Annotated in this window: 14 protein-coding genes and 1 pseudogene; 11 read left to right on the top strand and 4 right to left on the bottom strand. The window is 65.9% G+C overall.

Translation table 11 applies throughout. The features are described 5' to 3' along the window. Positions 1-312: 312 nt before the first annotated feature. The 3 genes from C8J25_RS14580 to C8J25_RS14570 are packed head-to-tail and all read left to right on the top strand — an operon-like array spanning position 313 to position 2,562. Positions 313-1,239 (top strand): acyl-CoA dehydrogenase family protein, encoded by a 927-nt coding sequence (locus C8J25_RS14580; RefSeq protein ID WP_244187130.1) that lies wholly within the window; start codon positions 313-315, stop codon positions 1,237-1,239. Then, positions 1,230-1,982 carry a PIG-L deacetylase family protein gene (locus tag C8J25_RS14575; RefSeq protein WP_167397725.1) on the top strand — a complete coding sequence of 251 codons (753 nt, stop codon included), beginning with the start codon at positions 1,230-1,232 and terminating at the stop codon, positions 1,980-1,982. Before C8J25_RS14580 ends, C8J25_RS14575 begins: the two co-directional genes overlap by 10 nt. After that, positions 1,972-2,562, top strand: a complete 591-nt coding sequence (locus C8J25_RS14570) for a class I SAM-dependent DNA methyltransferase (protein WP_107955100.1) — start codon at positions 1,972-1,974, stop codon at positions 2,560-2,562. Before C8J25_RS14575 ends, C8J25_RS14570 begins: the two co-directional genes overlap by 11 nt. 507 nt (positions 2,563-3,069) lie before the next feature. Here C8J25_RS14570 and C8J25_RS21150 read toward each other — a convergent pair. Both C8J25_RS21150 and C8J25_RS14560 read right to left on the bottom strand, forming a co-directional pair. Continuing rightward, positions 3,070-3,438: pseudogene (locus C8J25_RS21150) on the bottom strand (glycosyltransferase); the annotation flags it as partial. A gap of 47 nt (positions 3,439-3,485) precedes the next feature. Continuing rightward, positions 3,486-5,633 carry a catalase gene (locus C8J25_RS14560; protein ID WP_107955096.1) on the bottom strand — a complete coding sequence of 716 codons (2,148 nt, stop codon included), beginning with the start codon at positions 5,631-5,633 and terminating at the stop codon, positions 3,486-3,488. A 170-nt stretch (positions 5,634-5,803) separates the two neighbouring features. On the opposite strand from C8J25_RS14560, the gene C8J25_RS14555 reads away from it, so the two are divergent. From C8J25_RS14555 to C8J25_RS14545, 3 genes are read left to right on the top strand one after another with little or no spacing between them, the layout of a single operon-like run. Further along, a complete protein-coding gene (locus C8J25_RS14555; protein WP_107955094.1) occupies positions 5,804-6,595 on the top strand; it encodes a glucose 1-dehydrogenase in 792 nt (263 codons plus the stop codon). Continuing rightward, the gene (locus tag C8J25_RS14550; RefSeq protein ID WP_107955092.1) at positions 6,588-8,423 is read left to right on the top strand and encodes a glycoside hydrolase family 15 protein; all 1,836 of its coding nucleotides are present in this window, start codon (positions 6,588-6,590) and stop codon (positions 8,421-8,423) included. The genes C8J25_RS14555 and C8J25_RS14550 overlap by 8 nt, the downstream gene beginning before the upstream one ends. 28 nt (positions 8,424-8,451) lie before the next feature. Continuing rightward, a complete protein-coding gene (locus C8J25_RS14545) occupies positions 8,452-9,255 on the top strand; it encodes an SDR family NAD(P)-dependent oxidoreductase (RefSeq protein WP_107955091.1) in 804 nt (267 codons plus the stop codon). A gap of 123 nt (positions 9,256-9,378) precedes the next feature. Here C8J25_RS14545 and C8J25_RS14540 read toward each other — a convergent pair whose 3' ends face one another. After that, entirely contained in the window at positions 9,379-10,482 is a 1,104-nt protein-coding gene (locus tag C8J25_RS14540) for an NADH:flavin oxidoreductase/NADH oxidase (protein ID WP_107955089.1), read from the bottom strand. A 167-nt stretch (positions 10,483-10,649) separates the two neighbouring features. On the opposite strand from C8J25_RS14540, the gene glgX reads away from it, so the two are divergent. The 5 genes from glgX to C8J25_RS14515 are packed head-to-tail and all read left to right on the top strand — an operon-like array spanning position 10,650 to position 19,123. Further along, positions 10,650-12,749, top strand: a complete 2,100-nt coding sequence (gene glgX / locus C8J25_RS14535; RefSeq protein ID WP_107955087.1) for a glycogen debranching protein GlgX — start codon at positions 10,650-10,652, stop codon at positions 12,747-12,749. Continuing rightward, the gene (gene treZ, locus C8J25_RS14530; RefSeq protein WP_107955085.1) at positions 12,746-14,455 is read left to right on the top strand and encodes a malto-oligosyltrehalose trehalohydrolase; all 1,710 of its coding nucleotides are present in this window, start codon (positions 12,746-12,748) and stop codon (positions 14,453-14,455) included. Before glgX ends, treZ begins: the two co-directional genes overlap by 4 nt. Beyond that, the gene (gene malQ / locus C8J25_RS14525) at positions 14,452-16,428 is read left to right on the top strand and encodes a 4-alpha-glucanotransferase (protein ID WP_107955083.1); all 1,977 of its coding nucleotides are present in this window, start codon (positions 14,452-14,454) and stop codon (positions 16,426-16,428) included. The genes treZ and malQ overlap by 4 nt, the downstream gene beginning before the upstream one ends. Further along, positions 16,425-18,875: a malto-oligosyltrehalose synthase gene (gene treY, locus C8J25_RS14520; RefSeq protein WP_107955081.1), complete on the top strand. Its 2,451-nt coding sequence runs from the start codon at positions 16,425-16,427 to the stop codon at positions 18,873-18,875. Before malQ ends, treY begins: the two co-directional genes overlap by 4 nt. Before the next feature lie 41 nt (positions 18,876-18,916). After that, the gene (locus C8J25_RS14515; protein ID WP_056063255.1) at positions 18,917-19,123 is read left to right on the top strand and encodes a TOBE domain-containing protein; all 207 of its coding nucleotides are present in this window, start codon (positions 18,917-18,919) and stop codon (positions 19,121-19,123) included. Between the two features lie 47 nt (positions 19,124-19,170). On the opposite strand, the gene C8J25_RS14510 is transcribed toward C8J25_RS14515, so the two are convergent. Next, complete coding sequence (locus C8J25_RS14510) at positions 19,171-21,339, bottom strand: TonB-dependent receptor (protein WP_107955078.1); 2,169 nt, start codon at positions 21,337-21,339, stop codon at positions 19,171-19,173. Positions 21,340-21,477: the final 138 nt, after the last annotated feature.

Here is a 21,477-nt window from a genome sequence, read left to right as displayed (position 1 = left end):
GCCGGCCAAGCGTTAACCAAAGGTTCGGCGGCGGTGTCGTACGCGGAAAATTAGTTCCGCTTCCCACGGCGGCGATACGCAACGCTGGGCTACGTCCCGCGTTCTGTGTGATGAAGCTGGCGTACCGCCATCGGTTTCACGGGGACTCGGCCACTGACCACATATCCAACCGGCTGGACCGTCCTGGAGACCGTCCGGCACCTCGCCGCGGCATGGGACCAGGACAATTCGCACGAGACATTCCCGGCGGAGCGGATAGCCGACCTCCACGGCGCGGGCGCGCTGGCCGCATTCAAGACGCTTGGCACGGGCGTGCAGACCGACGCGCTGCTCGACGTCCTCCGCGCGATCGGCGGCGCCGACCTCAGCCTCGGGCGCGTGTTCGAAGGCCATGTGAACGCCGTCCAGCTCGTCGCGACCTACGGCAACGACGCGCAGCGCAAGGCGCTCGATGCGGATCTCGCGGCCGGCAAGGTCTTCGGCGTCTGGAATACCGAACCGGCGCCGGGGCTCGCGATCCACGCGGCGGGCAACGATCGCTGGACGCTCGACGGCGCGAAGAGCTTTGCGACCGGGGCCGGGCATCTCGATCGCATCCTGGTGACCGCGCGCGACGCGAATGGCGACAAGCAACTCGTGCTGGTCCCGATCGCGGGCGAGACTGCGCGGACCGACAATTCCGGCTGGCAGGTCCGCGGGATGCGCGGCACGTGCAGCGGGCGGTTCGACTTCACGGGTATGGAGATCGGTCGCGAAGGCGTGATCGGTGCGCCGAACGACTATGAACGCGAGCCACGCTTCAGCGCGGGCGCGTGGCGGTTCACGGCGGTCCAGCTCGGCGCGGTCGAGGCACTCGTCCGGCATCTGCGCGATCACCTCGTCGCAACCGGCAAGGGGGCGGATCCGATCCAGCGCGCGCGGTTTGCCGCCTGCCTGACCGAAACGCGGAGCGCAGGCTTGTGGGTGCGCCAGGCGGCGCATCTGGCCGAGGCGCAGGCGAGCGACGCCATCCCGATGGTGTTGATGACACGCGGCGTGGTCGAGGAAGCGGGCTTGAAGACGATGGAAGCGGCGGCGCGCTCGGTGGGCACCGCATCGTTCTTCGCGGCCAGCCGGATCGACCGGATCACGCGCGATCTCGGGCTGTACCTGCGCCAGCCGGTCCCCGATCAGGCGCGCGACCGGGCGGCGGCGGCGTGGCTGGAGGATGACTGCTGGGGCGACGATCGGTGGTGGTAGCACCGGGCGGCAAGGCCTGGAGCAATCTCACGCGGCGCGCACGGCGGCTATCGGCCGAGACGGCGGCGGGGCAGGGGCCTTGGCTCGTGCTAGCGCCGCATCCCGATGACGAGACGCTCGGATGCGGCGCGTTCATCGCCTCGGTGACGGCGGCCGGCGGACGTGTTCATACCGCGTTCCTGACCAATGGCTCTGGATCGCATCCCAATGCGCCGGGCTGGAGTGAAAAACGGATCGCGGGGCTGCGGCGCGGCGAAGCGCAGGCGGCGTTGAAGGCCCTGGGTGGCGAGCAGGACGCGCTCTATCTAGATTGGCCCGACGCGTCGCCGGCATCAAAGGGCGATCCGCTGTTCGTGCGCAGCGTCGATCGATTGGCCGCGTGGTGCAATGCTCGCGGCGTCCGCCAGATCGCCGTGACTTGGTCCGGCGAACCGCATTGCGATCACGAGGCCGCAGCCGCACTCGCCGAGGCAGTGGCACGGCGCGCGCATTGCCGTCTCTGGCAGTATCTTGTCTGGGGCTGGACCGTCCCCGACCTGACCGAGCGCTTGCGCGGTGCGCGCATCGTCTCGATCGCCACCGCATCCGGTCGTCCCAGACAGCGTCGCGCGATGACGTGCCACCGGAGCCAGCGCGGCGGGCGGATCGTCGGTGCGCGCGAGAACTTCCGGCTGCCCGACGCGATGATGCGGCTGATGGATCGGCCGAGCACCCTGTTGCTGGAGACCCGCGATGCGCCGTGAACACTCGATCGAGCCCGAATATTTCGAGGCGCTCTACAAGGACAAGGGCGACCCGTGGGAGTTCGAGACCAGCCCGTACGAGGCCGCGAAGTATGACGAGACATTGACCGCGTTGCCGAAGGACCGGTTCGAGAGCGCGTTGGAGGTCGGTTGCGCGAACGGTGTCCTGACCGCACGGCTCGGGGCTCGATGCGATGCATTGCTCGCGCTCGACGTCTCCAAAACCGCGGTCGCGGCTGCGCGCCAACGGTGCGCGGACCAACCCCATGTTCGCATCGAGCAGCGCCGACTTCCCGAAGACGCTCCGGCAGGGACGTTCGACCTGATCCTGCTGTCGGAAGTGGTGTATTACTGGGACAGCGCCGACATCGTCCGGCTGGCCGCGTATGTCCGCTCGGCGGCGGCGTCAGGCGGGTATGTGATGCTGGTCCACTGGATCGGCGAGACCGACTATCCCAAAAGCGGGGACGATGCCGTCGCCGAACTGCACGCCGCGCTCGGTGATCGTGTCACGGTCGTTCGCAGCGATCGGCACGAAGCGTATCGTCTCGACCTCTGGCGACTGGAAGACGCGCGTTAGGCGGATCAGCGTCTGCGCCTCGCGGATCGCATCGGGCAATGTCGCGAAGCTGAGCTGATCGCCCGGGCTCGCGGCGGCCGGATTTAGCGCCGCCGTCACCGCATACGTCTCGTGCAGCGGCGCGTCGACCGGCTGGTCGATCCACCGCGCGACCGCGTCCGCCATGCCGCCCGGCGCGCGGCCTGAAATTCTGCAAGACGTGAAGACGCGGACGTCGAGCGGGTGCCGGACCTGCCCGCCATGCGCCCGGATCCGATCGAACAGCGCGCGGTCCTCCGCAACGGGTGGGGTAGGGGCGCCACCGATCCGGCGGTACATGGCGTGCGTCACCGCGATACTCGCGCCGCCCTCGTAGAAATGGCGTGGCCAGGGATCATGCGCTTCGGTCTCGGCGCGCGTGCGGAGATAATCCAGCGCGGTATAATAGCGCCCGAGCTGATCGAGCCGCCGCCGTGCCGCCGCGCCAAGGCTCGCACGGTCGGACCGAAGCGTCAGCGCGCGACCGGCCACGGCGTCGTTACCCGCATCGATATGCGCGACGATCCGCACGATCCAGTCCGCGGAGACGTTCGTGTCCGCATCGGTGGACATCAGGAGATCGGTATGTTGCGTGAGCAGCGCAGCACCAGCGTCAAGCGCAAGGCGGCGTGCCCAACCGGCGTGGCGCGCACCCGGTAAAAGCGAAACGGCGGACCATGCAAGCGTCGCATGCGTCGGCCGCCAGTTCGTCAGGATATCGATTGTGCCATCGGTACAGTCGTTCGCCATCGCGACGATGACGACCTTGCCGCCATACCGCCCCGCGGCACGATCCAGCGCGTCGAGGCAGCCAAGCAGATACTGGTCTTCGTTCTTGACCGGAATGGCGATCGCCACCGCACGCTGAGCGTACGGTGGCGACGATCCAAGTTTGAACGAAGCGATCAAGCCGCCTCGGGATCTTCGAACGCGGGAGCGTCGAGGTCGACGTTCAGTTCGCGATCCCAGATGCGGAGCTTGCCAAGCGTCTTGAGGAACGCGTCGACGTCGCCCTTGCCGCTCAGCGCGATCACGCCGTCGTCCATGTCCTCGTCCTCGATGCCGGCCTTCTCTAGGAACGGCTTCGCGTTGGCATTGAAGCCGATGAACTTGGCATGCCCGAACGCGTCGCTGACGAAGTCCTTGGCGGTCTTGTCCTTGCCGAGCTTCTTCGCCCCGTCCGCCGACACGACGATCGCCACGGCGTCGTAGAGCACCGATGGCGCGCCATCAATCTTCTGCTTGCCTTCCGCGAGCGTCCCGTCGTCGAGCGTCGCACCCGCAACCTTCGGTGCGATGATCTCGTACATGGCCTTCGCCGCGACGATCCCGTCGACCAGGTCCTGCACGATCGCTGCCGGAGCACCGTCGGTGACGAGGATGCCGAGCTTGCGACCTTCGAAGCTGCCGCTGGTGTTCTTCAGGATGCTGAGGGCATCCGAAGCCGGCAGGTCGGTACGCGTCTCGACCGCAGCCTTGGCCTTTGGCGGCATCGCCTTAAGCCCGAGACCGGTCGCAACCGTCTTCGCGAGCTTCTCGTCGATGTTGAGCAGATGCCCGACCATCAGTTCGCGGATATCGACCCGCTCGACCTTCGACAGCTCGAACGTCAGCGCATCGCCGATGTGCTTCTGCTCGATTGCGGTCTGGCTGATGAAGAACTGGCGCGCCTGGCTGTAGTGGTCGGCGAACGTCGCCGATCGCACCTGCGCCTTGCGTCCCGTCTCCTGCGACGGGAAGTGCTTGTAGCCCTTCGACGGGCTCTCGCGCGGCGTACCCGCCCAGCTGTTCGGCTCATAGTTCGCACGACCCTTGCGGGCATGCATCGCCATGTGGCCGTCCTGCTGGTAATTGTTCACCGGGATCTTCGGCGCATTGATCGGGATATGCGTGAAGTTCGGGCTGCCGAGGCGCTTCAGCTGCGTATCGAGATACGAGAAGTTGCGCCCCTGCAGCAGCGGATCGTTGGTGAAGCCGATCCCCGGCACGACGTTTTGCGTGCAGAACGCGACCTGCTCGGTCTCGGCGAAGAAATTGTCGACCAGGCGATCGAGCTTAAAGCTGCCGATGATGCGGACCGGGATCTGCTCCTCGGGAATGACCTTGGTCGCGTCGAGCACGTCGAACTCAAAACTGTCAGCGAACTCGTCGTCGAACAACTGGACGCCCATGTCCCACTCGGGGAAATTGCCCTGGTCGATCGAGTCCCATAGGTCGCGACGATGGAAGTCGGGATCGGCACCATTGATCTTGACCGCCTCGTTCCACGCGACCGACTGGAGGCCCAGCTTCGGCTTGAAGTGGAACTTGACGTAGGTGCCCTTGCCCTCGGCATTGACGAGGCGGAACGTGTGTACGCCGAAACCCTCGACGAAGCGGAAGCCGCGCGGGATGGTGCGGTCGGACATGATCCACATGACCATGTGCATCGATTCCGGGGTCAGGCTGATGAAGTCCCAGAAATTGTCATGCGCGGTCTGCGCCTGCGGAAAGCCACGGTCGGGCTCCTGCTTGGCAGCATGGATCAGGTCGGGGAACTTGATCGCGTCCTGGATGAAGAACACCGGGATGTTGTTCCCGACGACGTCCCAATTGCCTTCCTTGGTGTAGAACTTCACCGCGAAGCCGCGCACGTCGCGCGCCAGATCGGCCGAGCCCTTGTTGCCCGCGACCGTCGAGAAACGCAGGAACATCGGCGTCTGCTCGCCGACTTCGGTCAGGATGCCGGCGCTGGTGAACTCTTCCAGGCTCTCGGTCAGCGTGAACGTCCCGTGCGCGCCATAGCCGCGCGCGTGGACGACGCGCTCGGGGATACGCTCATGATCGAAGTGGAAAATCTTCTCGCGGAAGTGGAAATCCTCGAGCAGAGTCGGCCCGCGGTCGCCGACCTTGAGCGAATTCTGGTCGTCGAACACCGGGATGCCCTGCTGCGTCGTCAGCACGTCGCCGTCGCCGCTGGCGACCTGGTGAAGTTCGCCGCCTTCGCCGATCTGCGTTTCGAATTTGGCGCCCTGCGGTGGCGTGCCGGTATCCTTGGCGATGGTCTTGGTCATGTGCCGTCCTCGTAGCTTCTCAGGACCCACAGCGCGCGGGGCGGGCTAAGAGTTGCACCGGAAACGGCGACTTAACGCAGATCAGCAAGATTGCGGGGGGAGGGCGTGAGCAGGGAGAAATGCCGGAGGGCGCGCGTTAAGCCGCGACAATCCCCAGCGAAAGACCAGCCATGCACATCGACCTGACAGGCCAGGCCGCGATCGTTACCGGCGCGAGCTCCGGACTCGGCCGCGCCTCCGCGATCGCCTTCGCCAAGGCCGGCGCCAAGGTTGCGGTCAACTACAACAGCAGCGCGGACAAGGCGCGCGAAGTGGTCGAGGCGATCGAGCAGGCGGGCGGCGAGGCGTTCGCGTGCGAAGCGGATACCTCGGACGAGGCAGCGGTGCTGAAGCTGTTCGACGAGACGGTCGAGCGTTTCGGCGGCGTCGACATCGTCTTCGCCAACGCGGGCATGCAGAAGGCCGCAGCCTATGCCGATCTGACGCTGGAGGACTGGAAGCGCGTCATCGACGTCAACCTGACCGGCCAGTTCCTCGTCTCGCGCGAGGCCGTCCGCCGGTTCCGCAAGCAGGGCGACCGCGGTGTTAGCCGGTCGATCGGCAAGATCCTGTTCATGAGTTCGGTGCACGAGGTCATCCCTTGGGCGGGCCATGCCAATTACGCCGCATCGAAGGGCGGCAGCGGGATGCTGATGCGGACGCTCGCGCAGGAGATCGCCGGCGACCGCATCCGCGTGAACGGCATCGCCCCCGGCGCGATCGCGACCGAGATCAACGAAGACGCGACCGCCGACCAGGACAAGCTGCTCGAACTGATCCCCTACGGCCGGATCGGCGACCCCGAGGACGTCGCGCGCGCGGCGCTGTTCCTGGTGTCGGACGCGGCGGACTATATCGTCGGATCGACGCTGACGATCGACGGCGGCATGAGCCTGTATCCCGGCTTCCGCGATAATGGCTGACCTTGGGGATAAGCACGCCATATCGATCGCGGACCACGGCGCGATCGGTAATCTGGAGACGATCGCGCTGGTCGATACGGCCGGCACGATCGATTATCTCTGCTGGCCTTGCCTCGACAGCGCGTCGGTCTTCGCGCGGCTGCTCGACGGCGACAAAGGCGGTCATTTTTCGGTCGAGCCCGATCTGCCCGACGCAAACATCGTCCAGATGTACCTGCCCGAGACCAACATCCTGCTGACCCGCTGGATGGCGAACGCGGCGAGCGTCGATCTGGTCGACCTCATGCCGGTCGGCAACGACAAGGATGACGCGCCGTCGCGGCTGGTCCGCCGGCTGACCTGCACGCGCGGATCGGCGACGGTCCGTGTCCGTTGCGCCCCGCGGTTCGACTATGGCGTAATGGGCCGCACGGCCTCCGTCACGACGTCGGATGCGGACGTGTCGCGCGGGATGTTCGATCACGAGAGTGGCCTTGCGCTGGCGGTGCACGGCGCGGCGACGCTGGTCGCGGACGGCTGCGACCTGACCGCCGAGATCCACCTAGGCGAAGGCGACACCGTCTCGCTGATCCTCAGCAACCCCGACGACGTCTCGCTCGATACCGACGCGCTCGACGCTATCGTCGAGAAGGACATCGCCCATTGGCGCGCGTGGAGCCGCAAGTCGCGCTACCGCGGCCGTTGGCGCGAGACGGTCGAGCGCTCGGCGATGGCATTGAAGCTGCTCACCTCGCGCAAGCACGGCTCGATCGCCGCCGCCGCCACCTTTGGCCTGCCCGAAGCGCATGGCGGCGTCCGCAATTGGGATTATCGCGCGACGTGGATCCGCGACTCCTCGTTCACCGTCTACGCGCTGCTCCGGCTCGGCTACCAAGGCGAAGCGGTCGGCTTCCTCCACTGGGCGATGGACCGCGCGCAGGCCTGTTCGAAGGGCCATCTTGGCGTCATGTACGCGCTCGACGGCGGCGAGATCGCCGACGAACGCAAGCTCGACCTTGCCGGGTTCGAAGGCGCAACCCCGATCGTCGTCGGCAACGAGGCGAAGGACCAGACGCAGCACGACATCTACGGCGCACTGCTCGACGCGACCTATCTCGGCAGCAAATACGGCGAGCCGATCGCGCATGACTCCTGGGTCGCGATCGGGCGGATCGTCGATCAGGTCTGCGAGACGTGGGACACGCCGGACTCTGGTATCTGGGAGGTTCGTGGGCCGAACAAGCATTATCTCCACTCGCGCCTGATGAGCTGGGTCGCGGTCGACCGCGCGGTGCGGCTGGCGCAGAAGCGTTCGCTCCCCGCGCCGCTGGTCCGCTGGTCGGAAACGCGGACGGCGATCCACGACGATATCTGGGCGAACTTCTGGAACGACGATCTCGGCCGCTTCGTCCGCGCGATCGGCGATGCGCCCGAGGATCTGGCGGTCGACGGCGCGCTGCTGATGATGCCGCTGGTCCGCTTCGTCGGCGCGACCGATCCCAAATGGCTCGCGACGCTGGAGGCGATCGGCGAGGACCTGTCCGACGACGGGCAGGTCTATCGTTACCGGATCGACGACGGCTTGCCGGGGCAGGAGGGGACGTTCGTCGCCTGCTCGTTCTGGTACGTCGAATGCCTCGCGCGGGCAGGGCGCCTCGATGAGGCGCGGCTGAACTTCGAGAAGCTGCTCGCGCATGGCAACCATCTCGGCCTGTTCGCCGAGGAGATCGCGCAGGACGGCAGCTTCCTCGGCAATTTCCCGCAAGGCTTCAGCCACTTGGCGCTGATCAGCGCGGCCTTCTACCTCGACCGTGCGCTCGACAGCGATGGTCCGCGCGAATGGGCATGACCTTTTTCACTGACGTAAGGACGACAGCATGAACCTCGATATCACCGGCAAGATCGCACTCATCACCGGCGCGGACAGCGGCATGGGCAAGGAAACCGCCCGGATGCTGCTCCAGGAAGGCGTCCGCGTCGCAATCACCGACCAACCCGGCGGCGATCTCGACGCGAGTGTCGAAGACCTTAAGGCGCACGGCGAAGTGATCGCGGTCGAGGCGGACCTGACCAAGCTCGACGACGTGAAGGCCCTGTTCGCCAAGGTCCGCGAACAGCTCGGCGAGCCCGACATCCTGGTCAACTGCGCGGGCGTGACGGGCGCGACCGGCGATTTCGTCGACGTCGACGATGCCGGCTGGCAGTCGACGCTCGACATCAACCTGATGGGCGCCGTGCGCGTCTGCCGCGAGGCGATCCCGGCGATGCGCGCCGCGAAATGGGGTCGCATCGTGCTGATGAGCTCGGAGGATGCGGTGCAGCCCTATGTCGACGAGCTCGCCTATTGCGCGTCGAAGGCGGGGATCTCCAGCCTGTCGAAGGGGCTGTCCAAGGCTTACGGCTGCGACAACGTGCTGGTGAACACCGTCTCGCCCGCGTTCATCGCGACGCCGATGACCGACAAGATGATGCAGAAGCGCGCCGATGAGAAGGGCACGAGCTTCGACGAGGCGATCGAGACGTTTCTCGAGGAAGAGCGGCCGGGGATGACCTTGAAGCGTCGCGGGACGTCGGAAGAGGTCGCGTCGGCGATCGTGTTCCTGTGCTCGGAACGTGCGAGCTTCATCAACGGCGCGGATATCCGCGTGGATTCTGGCTCGGTGATGACCGTCGCCGGTTAAATACGAAGACCAAACCTGTTCCCCCGCGGAGGCGGGGGGCCAGGATCTCAAACGATATCGCCCGTAACCCTGGACCCCGCCTCCGCGGGGGAACCAGAAGTGGCGCGGTAGGCCTTTTGTGACCTACCCCTCGAACAAATCCTTAAACTGCCGAGGCTGCGACCGCAGATACTGGTTCGGCGCCTTGACCTTACCCCCAAGATGCGCCGCCGCATGCCAGGGCCAGCGCGGATCGTACAAGATCGTCCGAGCCAGCGCGATCATGTCCGCATCGCCTGTCCCGACGATCGCCTCGGCCTGCTCGAAATCGGTGATCAGCCCGACCGCGACGACCGGGATCGACACCGCCTGCTTCACTGCCCGCGCGAGCGGCACCTGATAGCTCGGCCCGACCGGGATCTGTTGCGCGGGTGTGATCCCACCGCTCGACACGTGGATCGCACTGCAACCGCGCGCCTCCAGAGCCTTCGCAAACGCCACGGTCTGATCCGAATCCCAACCGCCCTCGGCCCAGTCGGTCCCGGACACGCGCATCGTCACCGCGCGCTCCGCCGGGAACGCAGCCCGAACCGCATCATACACTTCGAGCGGGAACCGCATCCGGTTCTCGAGACTGCCGCCATATTCGTCCTCGCGCCGGTTCGACAGCGGCGACAGGAACTCGTGCAGCAGATACCCATGCGCCGCATGCAACTGCACCGCGTCGATCCCGAGCCGCGCCGCGCGCACGGTCGCTGCAACAAATGCATCGCGGACGCGCGCCAGTCCCTCGGCGTCCAGCGCAACCGGAGCATTTTCCTCCGGCAGGAACGGCACCGTCGAAGGCCCCTCGGTCTGCCATCCGTTCGGCTCGCCCGGTGCGATCTGAAGTCCGCCCTTCCAAGGCACCTCGCACGACGCTTTCCGCCCGGCGTGCGACAACTGGATCGCGATCGGCATGTCCGACCAGCGCCGCACGCTCTCGATCACCCCCGCCATCGCCGCCTCGGTCGCGTCGTCGTACAGCCCGACGTCGCCATGCGTGATCCGCCCATCGGGCAGCACCGCGCTTGCCTCGATTGTCAGCAGCGCCGCGCCCGACAGCGCGAGCTGCCCCAGATGGATTTGGTGCCAGTCGTTCATGCAGCCGTTGGTCGCCGAATACTGGCACATCGGCGCGATCACGATCCGGTTGGCGAGCGTCAGGTTGCCGACCTGAAGCGGTTCGAACAGTTTCGGCCCGCTCATGCGGCGATCGATCGGATGGAAGGCATGCGCATGTCCCTTGATCTGTGAGAAGGTGCGGCGAAAACTCGCTGCTGCCTGCGGAACATAGGAACGGGCGGGCGGGTTTCACGGCAAGGAATGCTGCACCGCGATAAAGTTGGTCCGGCGACACGAAAAGGGTCCTCGCATTGCATCTACTGCCCGACACGCTCGACGCCGGCTCGGCCTATCCCCTCGGCGCGACCTTCGACGGGCTCGGCGTCAACTTTGCGGTCTATTCCGCCAATGCCGAGAAGATCGAGCTCTGCGTCTATGACGAGACCGGCCGCCGCGAGCTGAAGCGCTATCCGCTGCCTGAGTGGACCGACGAAGTTTGGCACGGCTACCTCCCCGACGCGCAGCCGGGCCTCGTCTACGGCTATCGCGCGCATGGCCGGTACGCGCCCGAGGAAGGCCACCGCTTCAACCCGAACAAGCTGCTGCTCGATCCGTACGCCAAGCAGATGATCGGCGAACTCCGCTGGACCGACGCGATGTACGGTTATCAGGTTAAGTCGCCGCGCGCGGACCTGAGCTTCGACAAGCGCGACAGCGCGCTGACGATGCCCAAGGGCGTCGTGACCGACAGCCATTTCGACTGGTCGCGCGACGTGCGCCCGAACACGCCGTGGTCCGAGACGGTGATCTACGAGGCGCACACGAAGGGCCTGACCAAGCTGTTCGAGGAGGTCCAGCCCTCCGAACGCGGCACCTTCGCGGCGCTCGGCAACCCCAAGGTCATCGATCACCTCAAGCGCCTCGGCGTCACCGCGATTGAGCTACTGCCGATCCACACCTACATCCAGGACCGCTTTCTCCAGGAAAAGGGCCTGCGCAATTACTGGGGCTACAACACCCTCAATTTCTTCACGCCCGAGCGCTCGTTCTTCGCGACCGACAGCCACGACGAACTCCGCCGCTCGATCCGCCGCCTCCACGCGGCGGGGATCGAGGTGATCCTCGACGTCGTCTACAACCACACCTGCGAAGGCTCGGAGCAGGGCCCGACGCTGTCCTGGCGCGGGCTCGATAACGCCAGCTATTACCGCTTGGTGAAGGACGACCCCCGCTATTCGATCAACGACACCGGCACCGGCAACACGCTGAACCTTACCAAGGCCCGCGTGATCCAGATGGTCGCGGATTCGCTCCGCTACTGGGCGACCAGCTTCGGCATCGACGGCTTCCGCTTCGATCTTGGCCTGACGCTGGGCCGGACGGACACCGGCTTCGATCCGGGCGCAGGTTTCTTCGACGTGCTCCGCCAGGACCCTGTACTCGGCAGGCTGAAGCTGATCACCGAACCGTGGGACATCGGCCCCGGCGGGTATCAGCTCGGCAACTTCCCCCCTGGTTTCGCCGAGTGGAACGACAAATACCGCGACACGGTGCGGAAATTCTGGCGCGGCGACCACGCACAGCGCGCCGATCTCGCCGCGCGCCTGACCGGCTCCGCCGACCTGTTCGATCGCCGCGCGCGCCGCCTCTGGGCGAGCGTCAACCTGCTCGGCGCGCATGACGGCTACACGCTCGCCGACACCGTTGCCTACGAGGAACGCCACAACGAAGCGAACGGTGAAGACAACAATGACGGCCACTCGAACAATTGCTCCCGCAACTGGGGCGTGGAAGGCCCGACGGAAGACCCCGCAATCCTCGAAACCCGGTCGCGCGTGATGCGGTCGATGCTGACCACCCTGTTCGCGTCGCTCGGGACGCCGATGCTGGTCGCGGGCGACGAGTTCGGCCGCACGCAGAACGGCAATAACAACGCGTACTGCCAGGACAACGAGATCAGCTGGCTCGACTGGAACAAGGCGAAGTCCTCCGAGGGCGACGCGCTGATCGACTTCACCGCGCGCCTGATCGCCCTCCGCCGCGACTACCCGATGCTCCGCGCCGGCAACTTCCTCTACGGCGAGGACACGCCCGCAGAAGGTCTCAAGGACATCGAATGGTGGGACGAGCGTGGCCTGCAACTGACCTCTGAAGATTGGGAGAACACCAACGGCCGCGCGCTGGTTATGCGCCGCGCGTGCGAGCAGGAGTCGGGCGAAGTGCAGGTCATCTCGTTGCTGCTCAACGCGTCGGAGGGCCCGCTGACCTTCCATATGCCGCCCCCGGCAGAGGTCGAGCGCACCGTGCTGATCGACAGCAGCAAGCCGGAGCAGGGCACCACACCGATTAAGGATAGCTACGAGCTTCCTCCACAGGGTGCGGCACTGCTCTCCTGGACGATCGCAGCGTGAGTAGCTGGAGACCGACGCTCACCGCGGACGAAACGACGTTCCGCCTCTGGGCACCCGACCGCGACGCAGTGACGGTCGAGATCGCCGATGGCCCGTCGGTCCCCATGATCCCTGAACCGGAAGGCTGGTTCAGCGCCAAGGCGCCGGTAGGGGCGGGGACCCTCTACCGGTTCCGTCTGACGGACGATCTCGCGGTTCCCGATCCGGCGTCGCAGGCGCAGTTCGGCGGCGTCCATGGTTGGAGCGTCGTCGTCGATCCCGACGCCTACGTGTGGCGTACCCCGGACTGGCGCGGCCGACCATGGGAAGAGATGGTCATCCAGGAAGTCCATGTCGGCACGCTGGGCGGCTTCGCGGGCGTCGCCGACCACCTCCCGGCGATCGCCGAACTCGGCATCACCGCGATCGAACTGATGCCCGTCAACGCGTTCGGCGGCACCCGCAACTGGGGCTATGACGGCGTGCTCCCCTACGCCCCCGCCGAGAGCTACGGCTCGCCCGACGATCTGAAAGCGCTGGTCGACCGCGCCCACGAACTCGGCTTGGCCGTGTTCCTCGACGTGGTCTACAATCACTTCGGCCCCGACGGAAACTACCTCGGCGCCTATGCGAAGGGCTTCTTCCACCCCGAAGTCGATACCCCATGGGGCGGCGCAGTCGCGGTCGATCAGGCGCCGGTCCACCGCTATTTCGTCGATAACGCGCTGATGTGGCTGAACGAGTACAAGTTCGACGGCCTCCGCTTCGATGCGGTCCACGCGATCGAGAACGACGACTTCCTCGACGCGATGGCCGCCGAACTGCGCGCAAAGACCGCCGGCCGCCATGTCCACCTCGTCCTCGAGAACGAGGGCAATGACGCCGACCGTCTCCGCCCCGCGGCGTTCGACGCGCAGTGGAACGACGACTTCCACAACGTCCTCCACGTCCTGCTCACCGGCGAGACCAGCGCCTATTACGCCGACTTCGCCGACCGCCCCGCCGAGCGTCTCGCGCGCTGCCTCGGCGAAGGCTTCATCTATCAGGGGGAAGGCTCCCCCAACCATGACGGCAAACCCCGCGGCAAACCCAGCGCGCATTTGTCACCGACCGCGTTCGTCGCGTTCCTTCAGAACCACGACCAGATCGGCAACCGCGCGATGGGCGAACGCCTGACGCTGCTCGCCGACCGCCGGAAGCTTCGCGCGGCGACTGCATTGCTCTTGCTCGGCCCGCAGATCCCGCTGCTCTTCATCGGCGACGATCACGGCAGCGAAAGCCCTTTCCTGTTCTTCACCGATTTCCACGACGAGCTAGCGGACGCGGTGCGCGAAGGCCGGCGCAAGGAATTCGCCAAGTTCGCCGCCTTCGCCGACCCCGAAGCACGCGAGGCAATCCCCGACCCCAACGCGCACGAAACCTTTCTCCAATCGCGAGCACGGCCCGGCAGCGATGCGGCCGAGTGGCAGGACCTGTACCGCACCCTGCTCAAGATCCGCCACGAGCAGATCATCCCCCGCCTGCGCGATACGACTGCGATCGGTGCCGAGGCGATCGGCGAGGGGGCGGTCGTTGCGCGCTGGCGGATGGGTGACGGCGTAATCCTGACAATCGCGCTCAACCTCGGCGACGATGTCGTTGATTTTCCTCCACTAGAGGCTTCGCCGATCTTCTCCGATGGCGGACCCGGGGAGGCTGCCAGCGTGGCAGTCTGGCTAGATCGATGAGCGGCCTCCGAACACTCGCTGTCGCGGCCGGCCTGCAACCCGAATGGCAGGACGCAGCGGGGCGTCGCCAGACCGTCGCCGACGATGCGCTACGGGCGATCTTGGATCGTCTCGGCCATCCGTCCGGGAGCGAACAGCAGATCGCCGAGAGCCTTGCCACGATCGAAGCGCGAAACGCGCAGGGTGTCCGTTTCTTGTCCGTCGATGTGGGAGACCCCATTCGGCTGACATCGGAGGTATCAGGCAACGCCGAACTTACGTTCGAGGATGGTACGACGCGCTCCATCACAGTCGATAACGGCGAGTTGAGTCCGATAAGCAAGAGCGGCTACCATAAGCTTCAAATCAATGGCAAAGCCGTTAACATTCTCGTTGCGCCACGCCGCTGCTACACGATCGCCGATGCGCTACCGGGCCGCAAACTCTGGGCGCCCGCCGTTCAGATCCCGAGCCTCCGCACCGACGCACCGAAGGCGTTCGGCGACTTCGTTTCGCTGGCCGATGCCGCCCGAGCCTTCGGCCAACGCGGCGCCGATGCCCTCGCGATCAGCCCGACGCACGCGCTGTTTCCCGCCGACCCCGCCCGATACAGCCCCTACGCACCCTCGAGCCGCCAATTCCTCAATGGCCTGTACGGCGATCCCGCCGCATTCGGTGCACAGTCCGACGGCCGCGACCTCCCCGAACTGATCGACTGGCACGCCGCGATCCCCGAAAAGCTCGCACGACTGCGCAAGAGCTTCGATCAAGTGCTTCCACGGATTGGAGAAGTGCTGACAGCATTCAGGCGACAAGGTGGTGACGACCTCGAACGCCATGCCGAGTTCGACGCGCTCCACGCGCACTTCTTCGCGACCACCCGCGCACGCGGCTGGCAGCAATGGCCCGCCGAGTATCACGATCCCGCCAGCCCCGCCGTCCGTCGCCTCGTCGCGCAGCATGCGAACGACGTTACGTTCTACATCTTCCTCCAATGGTTAGCACGGCGCGATCTCGACGCCGCGCAGACGGCCGCCAAGGACTCCGGCATGGCGATCGGCCTCATCGCCGATCTCGCTGTCGGCATGGACCCCGGCGGCAGCCACGGCTGGAGCCGGCGCAGCGACCTGCTGACCGGCCTGTCGATCGGCGCGCCACCCGATCCGCTCGGTCCCGACGGGCAAAGCTGGGGCATCACCGGCTTCGATCCGCAAGCGCTGCGCGATACCGCCTTCGCCCCCTTCATCGCGACGATCCGCTCAGCGCTCGCGCATGCCGGTGGCATCCGCATCGACCACGCGTTCGGTCTCCGCCGCCTCTGGGTGGTTCCCGAAGGCACGTCTGCCGCGGTGGGCGCCTACCTCGACATGCCGTTCGATGACCTCATGCGGATCGTCGCGATGGAATCGCAGCGTGCCAAGGCAATCGTCATCGGCGAAGATCTCGGTACCGTCCCCGACGGCTTCCGTGAGGCGATGGACGCGCGCGCCATGCTCGGGATGCGCGTGCTCTGGTTCGAGCGCGATGGTGACGGCTTCGTCCCTCCCGCCAAATGGTCGCCCGATGCAGTAGCGATGACCGGTACGCACGATCTTGCGACGATCGCAGGATGGTGGAGCGGCCGCGATATCGACTGGACATGGGACCTCGGACGCAAGTCCGACGCCGCCGACAAACCCACGGACCTCGCCGCTCGCGCCGAGGACCGCGTCGCGCTCTGGTCTGCATTCGACACCGGCACCGAACAGCCAACCCCCGAAGACACCGACCCGGTCGTCAACGCAGCGATCGCGCACGTCGCCGGCACGCCTTGCGCGCTCGCCATCATCCCGATCGAAGACCTCGCCGGGCTGGTCGAGCAGCCCAACCTCCCGGGCACGATCGACGAACACCCCAATTGGCGCCGCCGCATGCCCGACACGACCGAGGCGCTGCTCGCCCGCCCCGAAGTCGCCGCGCGCATCGATACGCTTAACGTCACGAGACCCGCATGAATCCCGCCACCACGCCTCGCGCGACCTACCGCTTCCAGTTCCACAAGGACTTCACCTTCGCCGATGCCGAAGCGCTGGTGCCCTATCTTGACGACCTCGGGATCAGCCACGTCTACGCCTCCCCAATCACCACCGCGCGCAGCGGGTCCACGCACGGCTACGATGTCGTCGACCCGACCCGCATCAACCCCGAACTCGGCGGTGAGGACGCCTTCCGGAGCCTCGTCGCAGCCCTCCGCGCCCGCAACATGGGCGTCATCATCGACATCGTTCCCAACCACATAGGCGTCGCCGGCGGTGAGAACGCGTGGTGGAATGACGTTCTAACACATGGTAAAGACAGCGAATTTGCCCGCTACTTCGACATCGACTGGCGCGAGAAGCTCGTTCTCCCGATCCTCGGCGATCCGCTCGCCGAGACACTGGCCAACGGCGCATTGAAGGTCGAGCAGAACGACGGCCGCTACATCCTCGAAGCATACGGCGAACATCGCCTGCCCCTTCGTGACGAGGACCAGGCCACCGCTGCGACCGACGACATCGCTGCGCTAATCGGCCGCCAGCATTACCGCCTCGCCTCGTGGCGCGTAGCGAACGACGAACTCAACTGGCGACGGTTCTTTACGATCAACGACCTTGCCGGCCTTCGTGCCGAAGATCCGGTCGTGTTCGAGGCTACGCACGCGCTCTATTTTCGCCTCTACGCCGAGGGCCTTATCGACGGCGTCCGCGTCGATCATGTCGATGGCCTGACCGACCCCGCCCGCTATTGCCGCACCTTGCGCGCAAGGCTCGACGCGATCGAGCGCCCCGCCGACGCACCGCCCGGCCCGGCGTATCTCGTCATCGAGAAGATCCTCGCCGACGGTGAACCGCTCAGCACCGACTGGGGCGTCGACGGCACCAGCGGGTACGACTTTATGGAGCAGGTCACCGCCTTGCTTCACGCACCCGCCGGGGCAGAACCGCTCGCCAAATTCTGGGCCGACATAAGCGGACGCTCCGCCGACTTCGCCCCCGAGGAACTGCGCGCGCGACAGGAACTGCTCGCGTGGCAGTTCGATGCGCAGCACCGCCGCTGCGTCGAGGCGTTCGTGGCGCTGGCCCGCTCGACACCCGAGTGCGACGGGCTGACGAGGGGCATGCTCCACCGCGCGATCGAGCGGCTGCTTTGGGTGTTTCCGGTGTATCGAACATATGGAACGGGCGAAGCGGCGCCCCTCGCAGACGCTGAAATACGCGAGGCGGTCCGTCAGCGGGTTGCCGAGTTCGTCCCCCCCGGCGAAGGCGCGGTAGTAGACCTGATCCTATCCTGGCTGGCAGGCGAAGGCCCCGGCGACGCCGCACTTACCGCTGATGCCGTGCGGCAATTCCAGCAACTCTCCGCACCGATCGCGGCCAAGGCGGTCGAGGATACCGCCTTCTATCGCTATGGCCGCCTGCTTTCGCGCAACGATGTCGGGTTCGACGCCGCGCGGATATCGCTCGATATCGGCACCTTCCATGCCGCGATGATCGAACGTGCCCGCGAATGGCCGTCCGCCATGATCGCGACCGCCACGCACGACCACAAGCGCGGCGAGGACGTTCGCGCGCGTCTCGCGGTGCTGAGCGCAATGCCCGATTTCTGGCGGGCGCGGGTCGAGCATTGGCTCGAACTCGCTGCCTTTTATGCGGAAGGCGTCGATCCCGCCGACACCTATATGCTGCTCCAGACCTTAGTCGGCGCATGGCCGGCGGACCTCACTGCGGCGAATGCCGAGGGCCTTTCGGACTATGCCGAGCGGATTGTCGCTTGGCAGGAAAAGGCGTTGCGCGAAGCAAAACTCCGCTCGTCTTGGGAAGCGCCGGACGAGGCGTACGAAAACCGCTGTCACGATCTGGCGCGCGCGTTTCTCGATTCGGAGCGGTCCGCGGACTTCCTCCAGGACATGACGGCATTCGTCGATCGGATCGCGCCCGCCGCAAAGCAGAACAGCCTCGCGCAGGTTGCATTGCGCTATACCGTGCCGGGCGTGCCGGATCTGTATCAGGGTACCGAGATCGCCGATCTGAGCTTGGTCGATCCGGATAACCGGCGGCCGGTCGATTATGCCGTCCTGCGCGATACGCTGAGGGCCGGCGATGCGCCCAAGATGCGGTCGATCAAGCATCTGCTGGACTTGCGGCGGACACACCCGGCGTTGTTTTCGAACGGTGACTATGCGCCGATCGCCGTCACCGGGGAGAGGGAAGACCATGTCATGGCGTTCCAGCGGGAGCATGAGGGGGTGACGCTTCGCTGCACCATCGCATTGCGGTGTGCCGAGCGGTATCTCGACGGGATGACGGCGGCCGACTGGTGGGGCGATACCGCGTTATCGTCTGGCGAGCGGATCCTCGACCTGCTCGGCGAGGATGGTGTGTGGGTCGATCTCGTGGCATCGGATCCAGCGCTGGCGGCGTGACCAATACGCTGCGGGGAAACGGTTTCACAAGGAACAGAACGATGAAGATCAGCGCACGCAATCAGATTTCCGGCACCATCGTCTCGATCACGCCGGGCGCGGTCAACGGTTCGATCAAGGTCGACATCGGCGGCGGCAACGTCGTCACCGCCAACATCACTGAAGAAGCGATCGCCGACCTCGCACTCGCGACCGGCGATACCGTGACCGTCCTGATCAAGGCCAGCGACGTCCTGATCGGGAAGTGATCCGTTCCCGGTCGTTCCCGCTTCGATGCGGGAACGACCGGTAGGGGTTACAGCCCGAAGCGCAGCGTCGCGCGGAAGTCTCGGCCCGCGAGCGGCGCGAAGTCCTTCAGGAAACTCGTCGCGCGGCGCGCGTTCACGTCGAACAGGTTGTTCGCGCTCAGCAGCAACGTAGTCTTCGAATCCTTGCCGAACGGGCTGAGGCCGATCGAGGCGTTGACCATCGTGTATTCATTGGTCTTCGTCTCGAACGCGGCGATGCGGTTCTGGTCGAACACGTGCTCGACCTCGACCCGGCCGTTGATCCGGTCGCCCTGCGCCTCGATCCCGCCGAGCACGCGCATCGGCGGAATGCGCGGGACGGGGCCTTGGTCGACGATGTTGGCGTGGACGTAATCGCCCAGCACGTCGGCGTTGACCGCATAGCCGCCGATCTGCGCGACCTTCACCGACGCATCCGCCTCGAACCCGTAATAGCGCGCATCGGCCTGCTGATACTGGAAGCAGGGCAGGTCGACGGTGCGGCCCGAGGGATCGGCCGCCGCCTGGCATACCGTTGACGCGACCTGATTCTCCGAGATGTAGTTCGAGAACCAGTTGTAATAGGCCGAGGCGTCGAAGCTGAAGCCGTCGCCATGTGCGTGCAGCGTGCCCTCCAAACCCCACGACTTCTCCAACCGGAAGTTCGGATTGCCGAGTTCGTAGGCCTGCGTGCCGGCATGCGCGCCGTTGGCGAACAGTTCCTCCGCAGACGGCGCGCGCTCAGTGCGCGAGCCGTTCAGGCCGATGCGGATGCTGTCGGTCAGCGCGTAGGAGGCGCCGAGCGAACCCGAGACCGAATGATAGCTCTGGCTGCCACGGAAGAAGCGAAAGTCGTCCTCGGGCGTGCGCGCGGCGAGATCGGTGATCTCGTAGCGGACGCCGCCCTCGGCGTGGAACTTGCCGGACTCGTACTGCTGGAGCGTGAAGAGGCCGGTCTGGTTGGTCTCGTTCTTCGGCAGGAAGGCTTCGTCGCCGACCACGTTGAAGATGCGGTTGTAGAACTGCACGCCCGATGCGCCCTGCCAGCCGCCGCGGTTCGCCTGGACGACTTCGAGGCGACCTTCGAGCCCCTTGTTGTAGAAGGCTGTGCCGACCGAGTTGTCCTCTTCGAGCTCGAAATGCCGATAGCTGGCTTGGCCGGCGCGGACGCGGATCTTGCTGATGAAGTCGCCGCCGGTATCGATCTCGCCGCGTAGGTCGACGCGGTTCTGGACGACGTCGAGGCGCGGTGCTTCCTGCTCCTGGCCGGGCTGCGTGGCGTAGCGGATCGGCACGCCGTAGAGGCTGTCGTAATGGCTGTACGAGATGCCGAGATTGCCGTTGTCGGTGATGATCGACGCGCCGGCGCCAGCGGTCCAGGTTTCCGCCTGCGTGTTGGGCAGCTTGCCCTTCAGGCGAGCGGAAGCGGCATAATCGATCGGGTCGGCTTCGTTGGGATCGACGGGGAGGGCGGCGGTGGCCTGCGCCTGCGCGCGCGCGTCGCGCGACAGGATGTAGCCGCCGGTGCGCAGGTCGCCGGACTTCAGATACGAGCCGTCCGCGTGGAGCACGAGGTGCTGGCCGACTGCGACGTCGCCGGCCATGCCGCCGGAGCGCTCGTTGGCGGCCGAGCCATAATTGGCGATCCCGTTCACGCGGTAGCCGTTCTCGGGCACCGACCGCGGGATGCGCGTGTCGATGACGTTGACCACCCCGCCGACTGCCGACGTGCCGTACAACAGGGCGCTTGGACCGCGAAGGATCTCGATGCGCTCGGCGAGCAGCGGGTCGATGATGACGGCGTGGTCGACCGAGGTGTTCGAGACGTCGATCGAGCCGATTCCGTCAGTCAGCACGCGGATACGGTCGCCCTGAAAGCCGCGGAGGATAGGACGCGATGCGCTCGGGCCGAACGACGATGCCGACACACCAGGCTGGCGCGCGAGAGTCTCGCCGATCGACGGCCGCAACTGGCGCGTGAGTTCCTGGCCGGTCAGGACGGTCGTGCCTTGAAGAACGTCGCGCTCGCTGGTCTGGATCGGCGCGGTGACGATGATGTCGCGCTGGTTGGTCGATCCGACCGACGCGGGAGCCGGGGTAGCAGCTGGGGTCGCGGCGTCCGTGGCGACGGTTTGCGCATGCGCCTGCGAGGAGAGGAGCGCAGCCAGGGCGGTGGCGCCGAACAGCATCGTCTTCATGAAATTCCCTTGTGTCGTCCCTGTACGACATTGCGGGTAGATTTGATGATACATCATATCAAGTGACAATATTGCCATGAATGTGAATAGCGCCGCGACTGTTACCGCGATGCAACATGGTTTGATGTTTTCCAGGGG

Source organism: Sphingomonas faeni, assembly GCF_003053745.1.
Lineage (GTDB): Bacteria > Pseudomonadota > Alphaproteobacteria > Sphingomonadales > Sphingomonadaceae > Sphingomonas > Sphingomonas faeni.
Note: the sequence above shows the minus strand (reverse complement) of the source record. Positions and strands in the feature narration are given on the sequence as shown.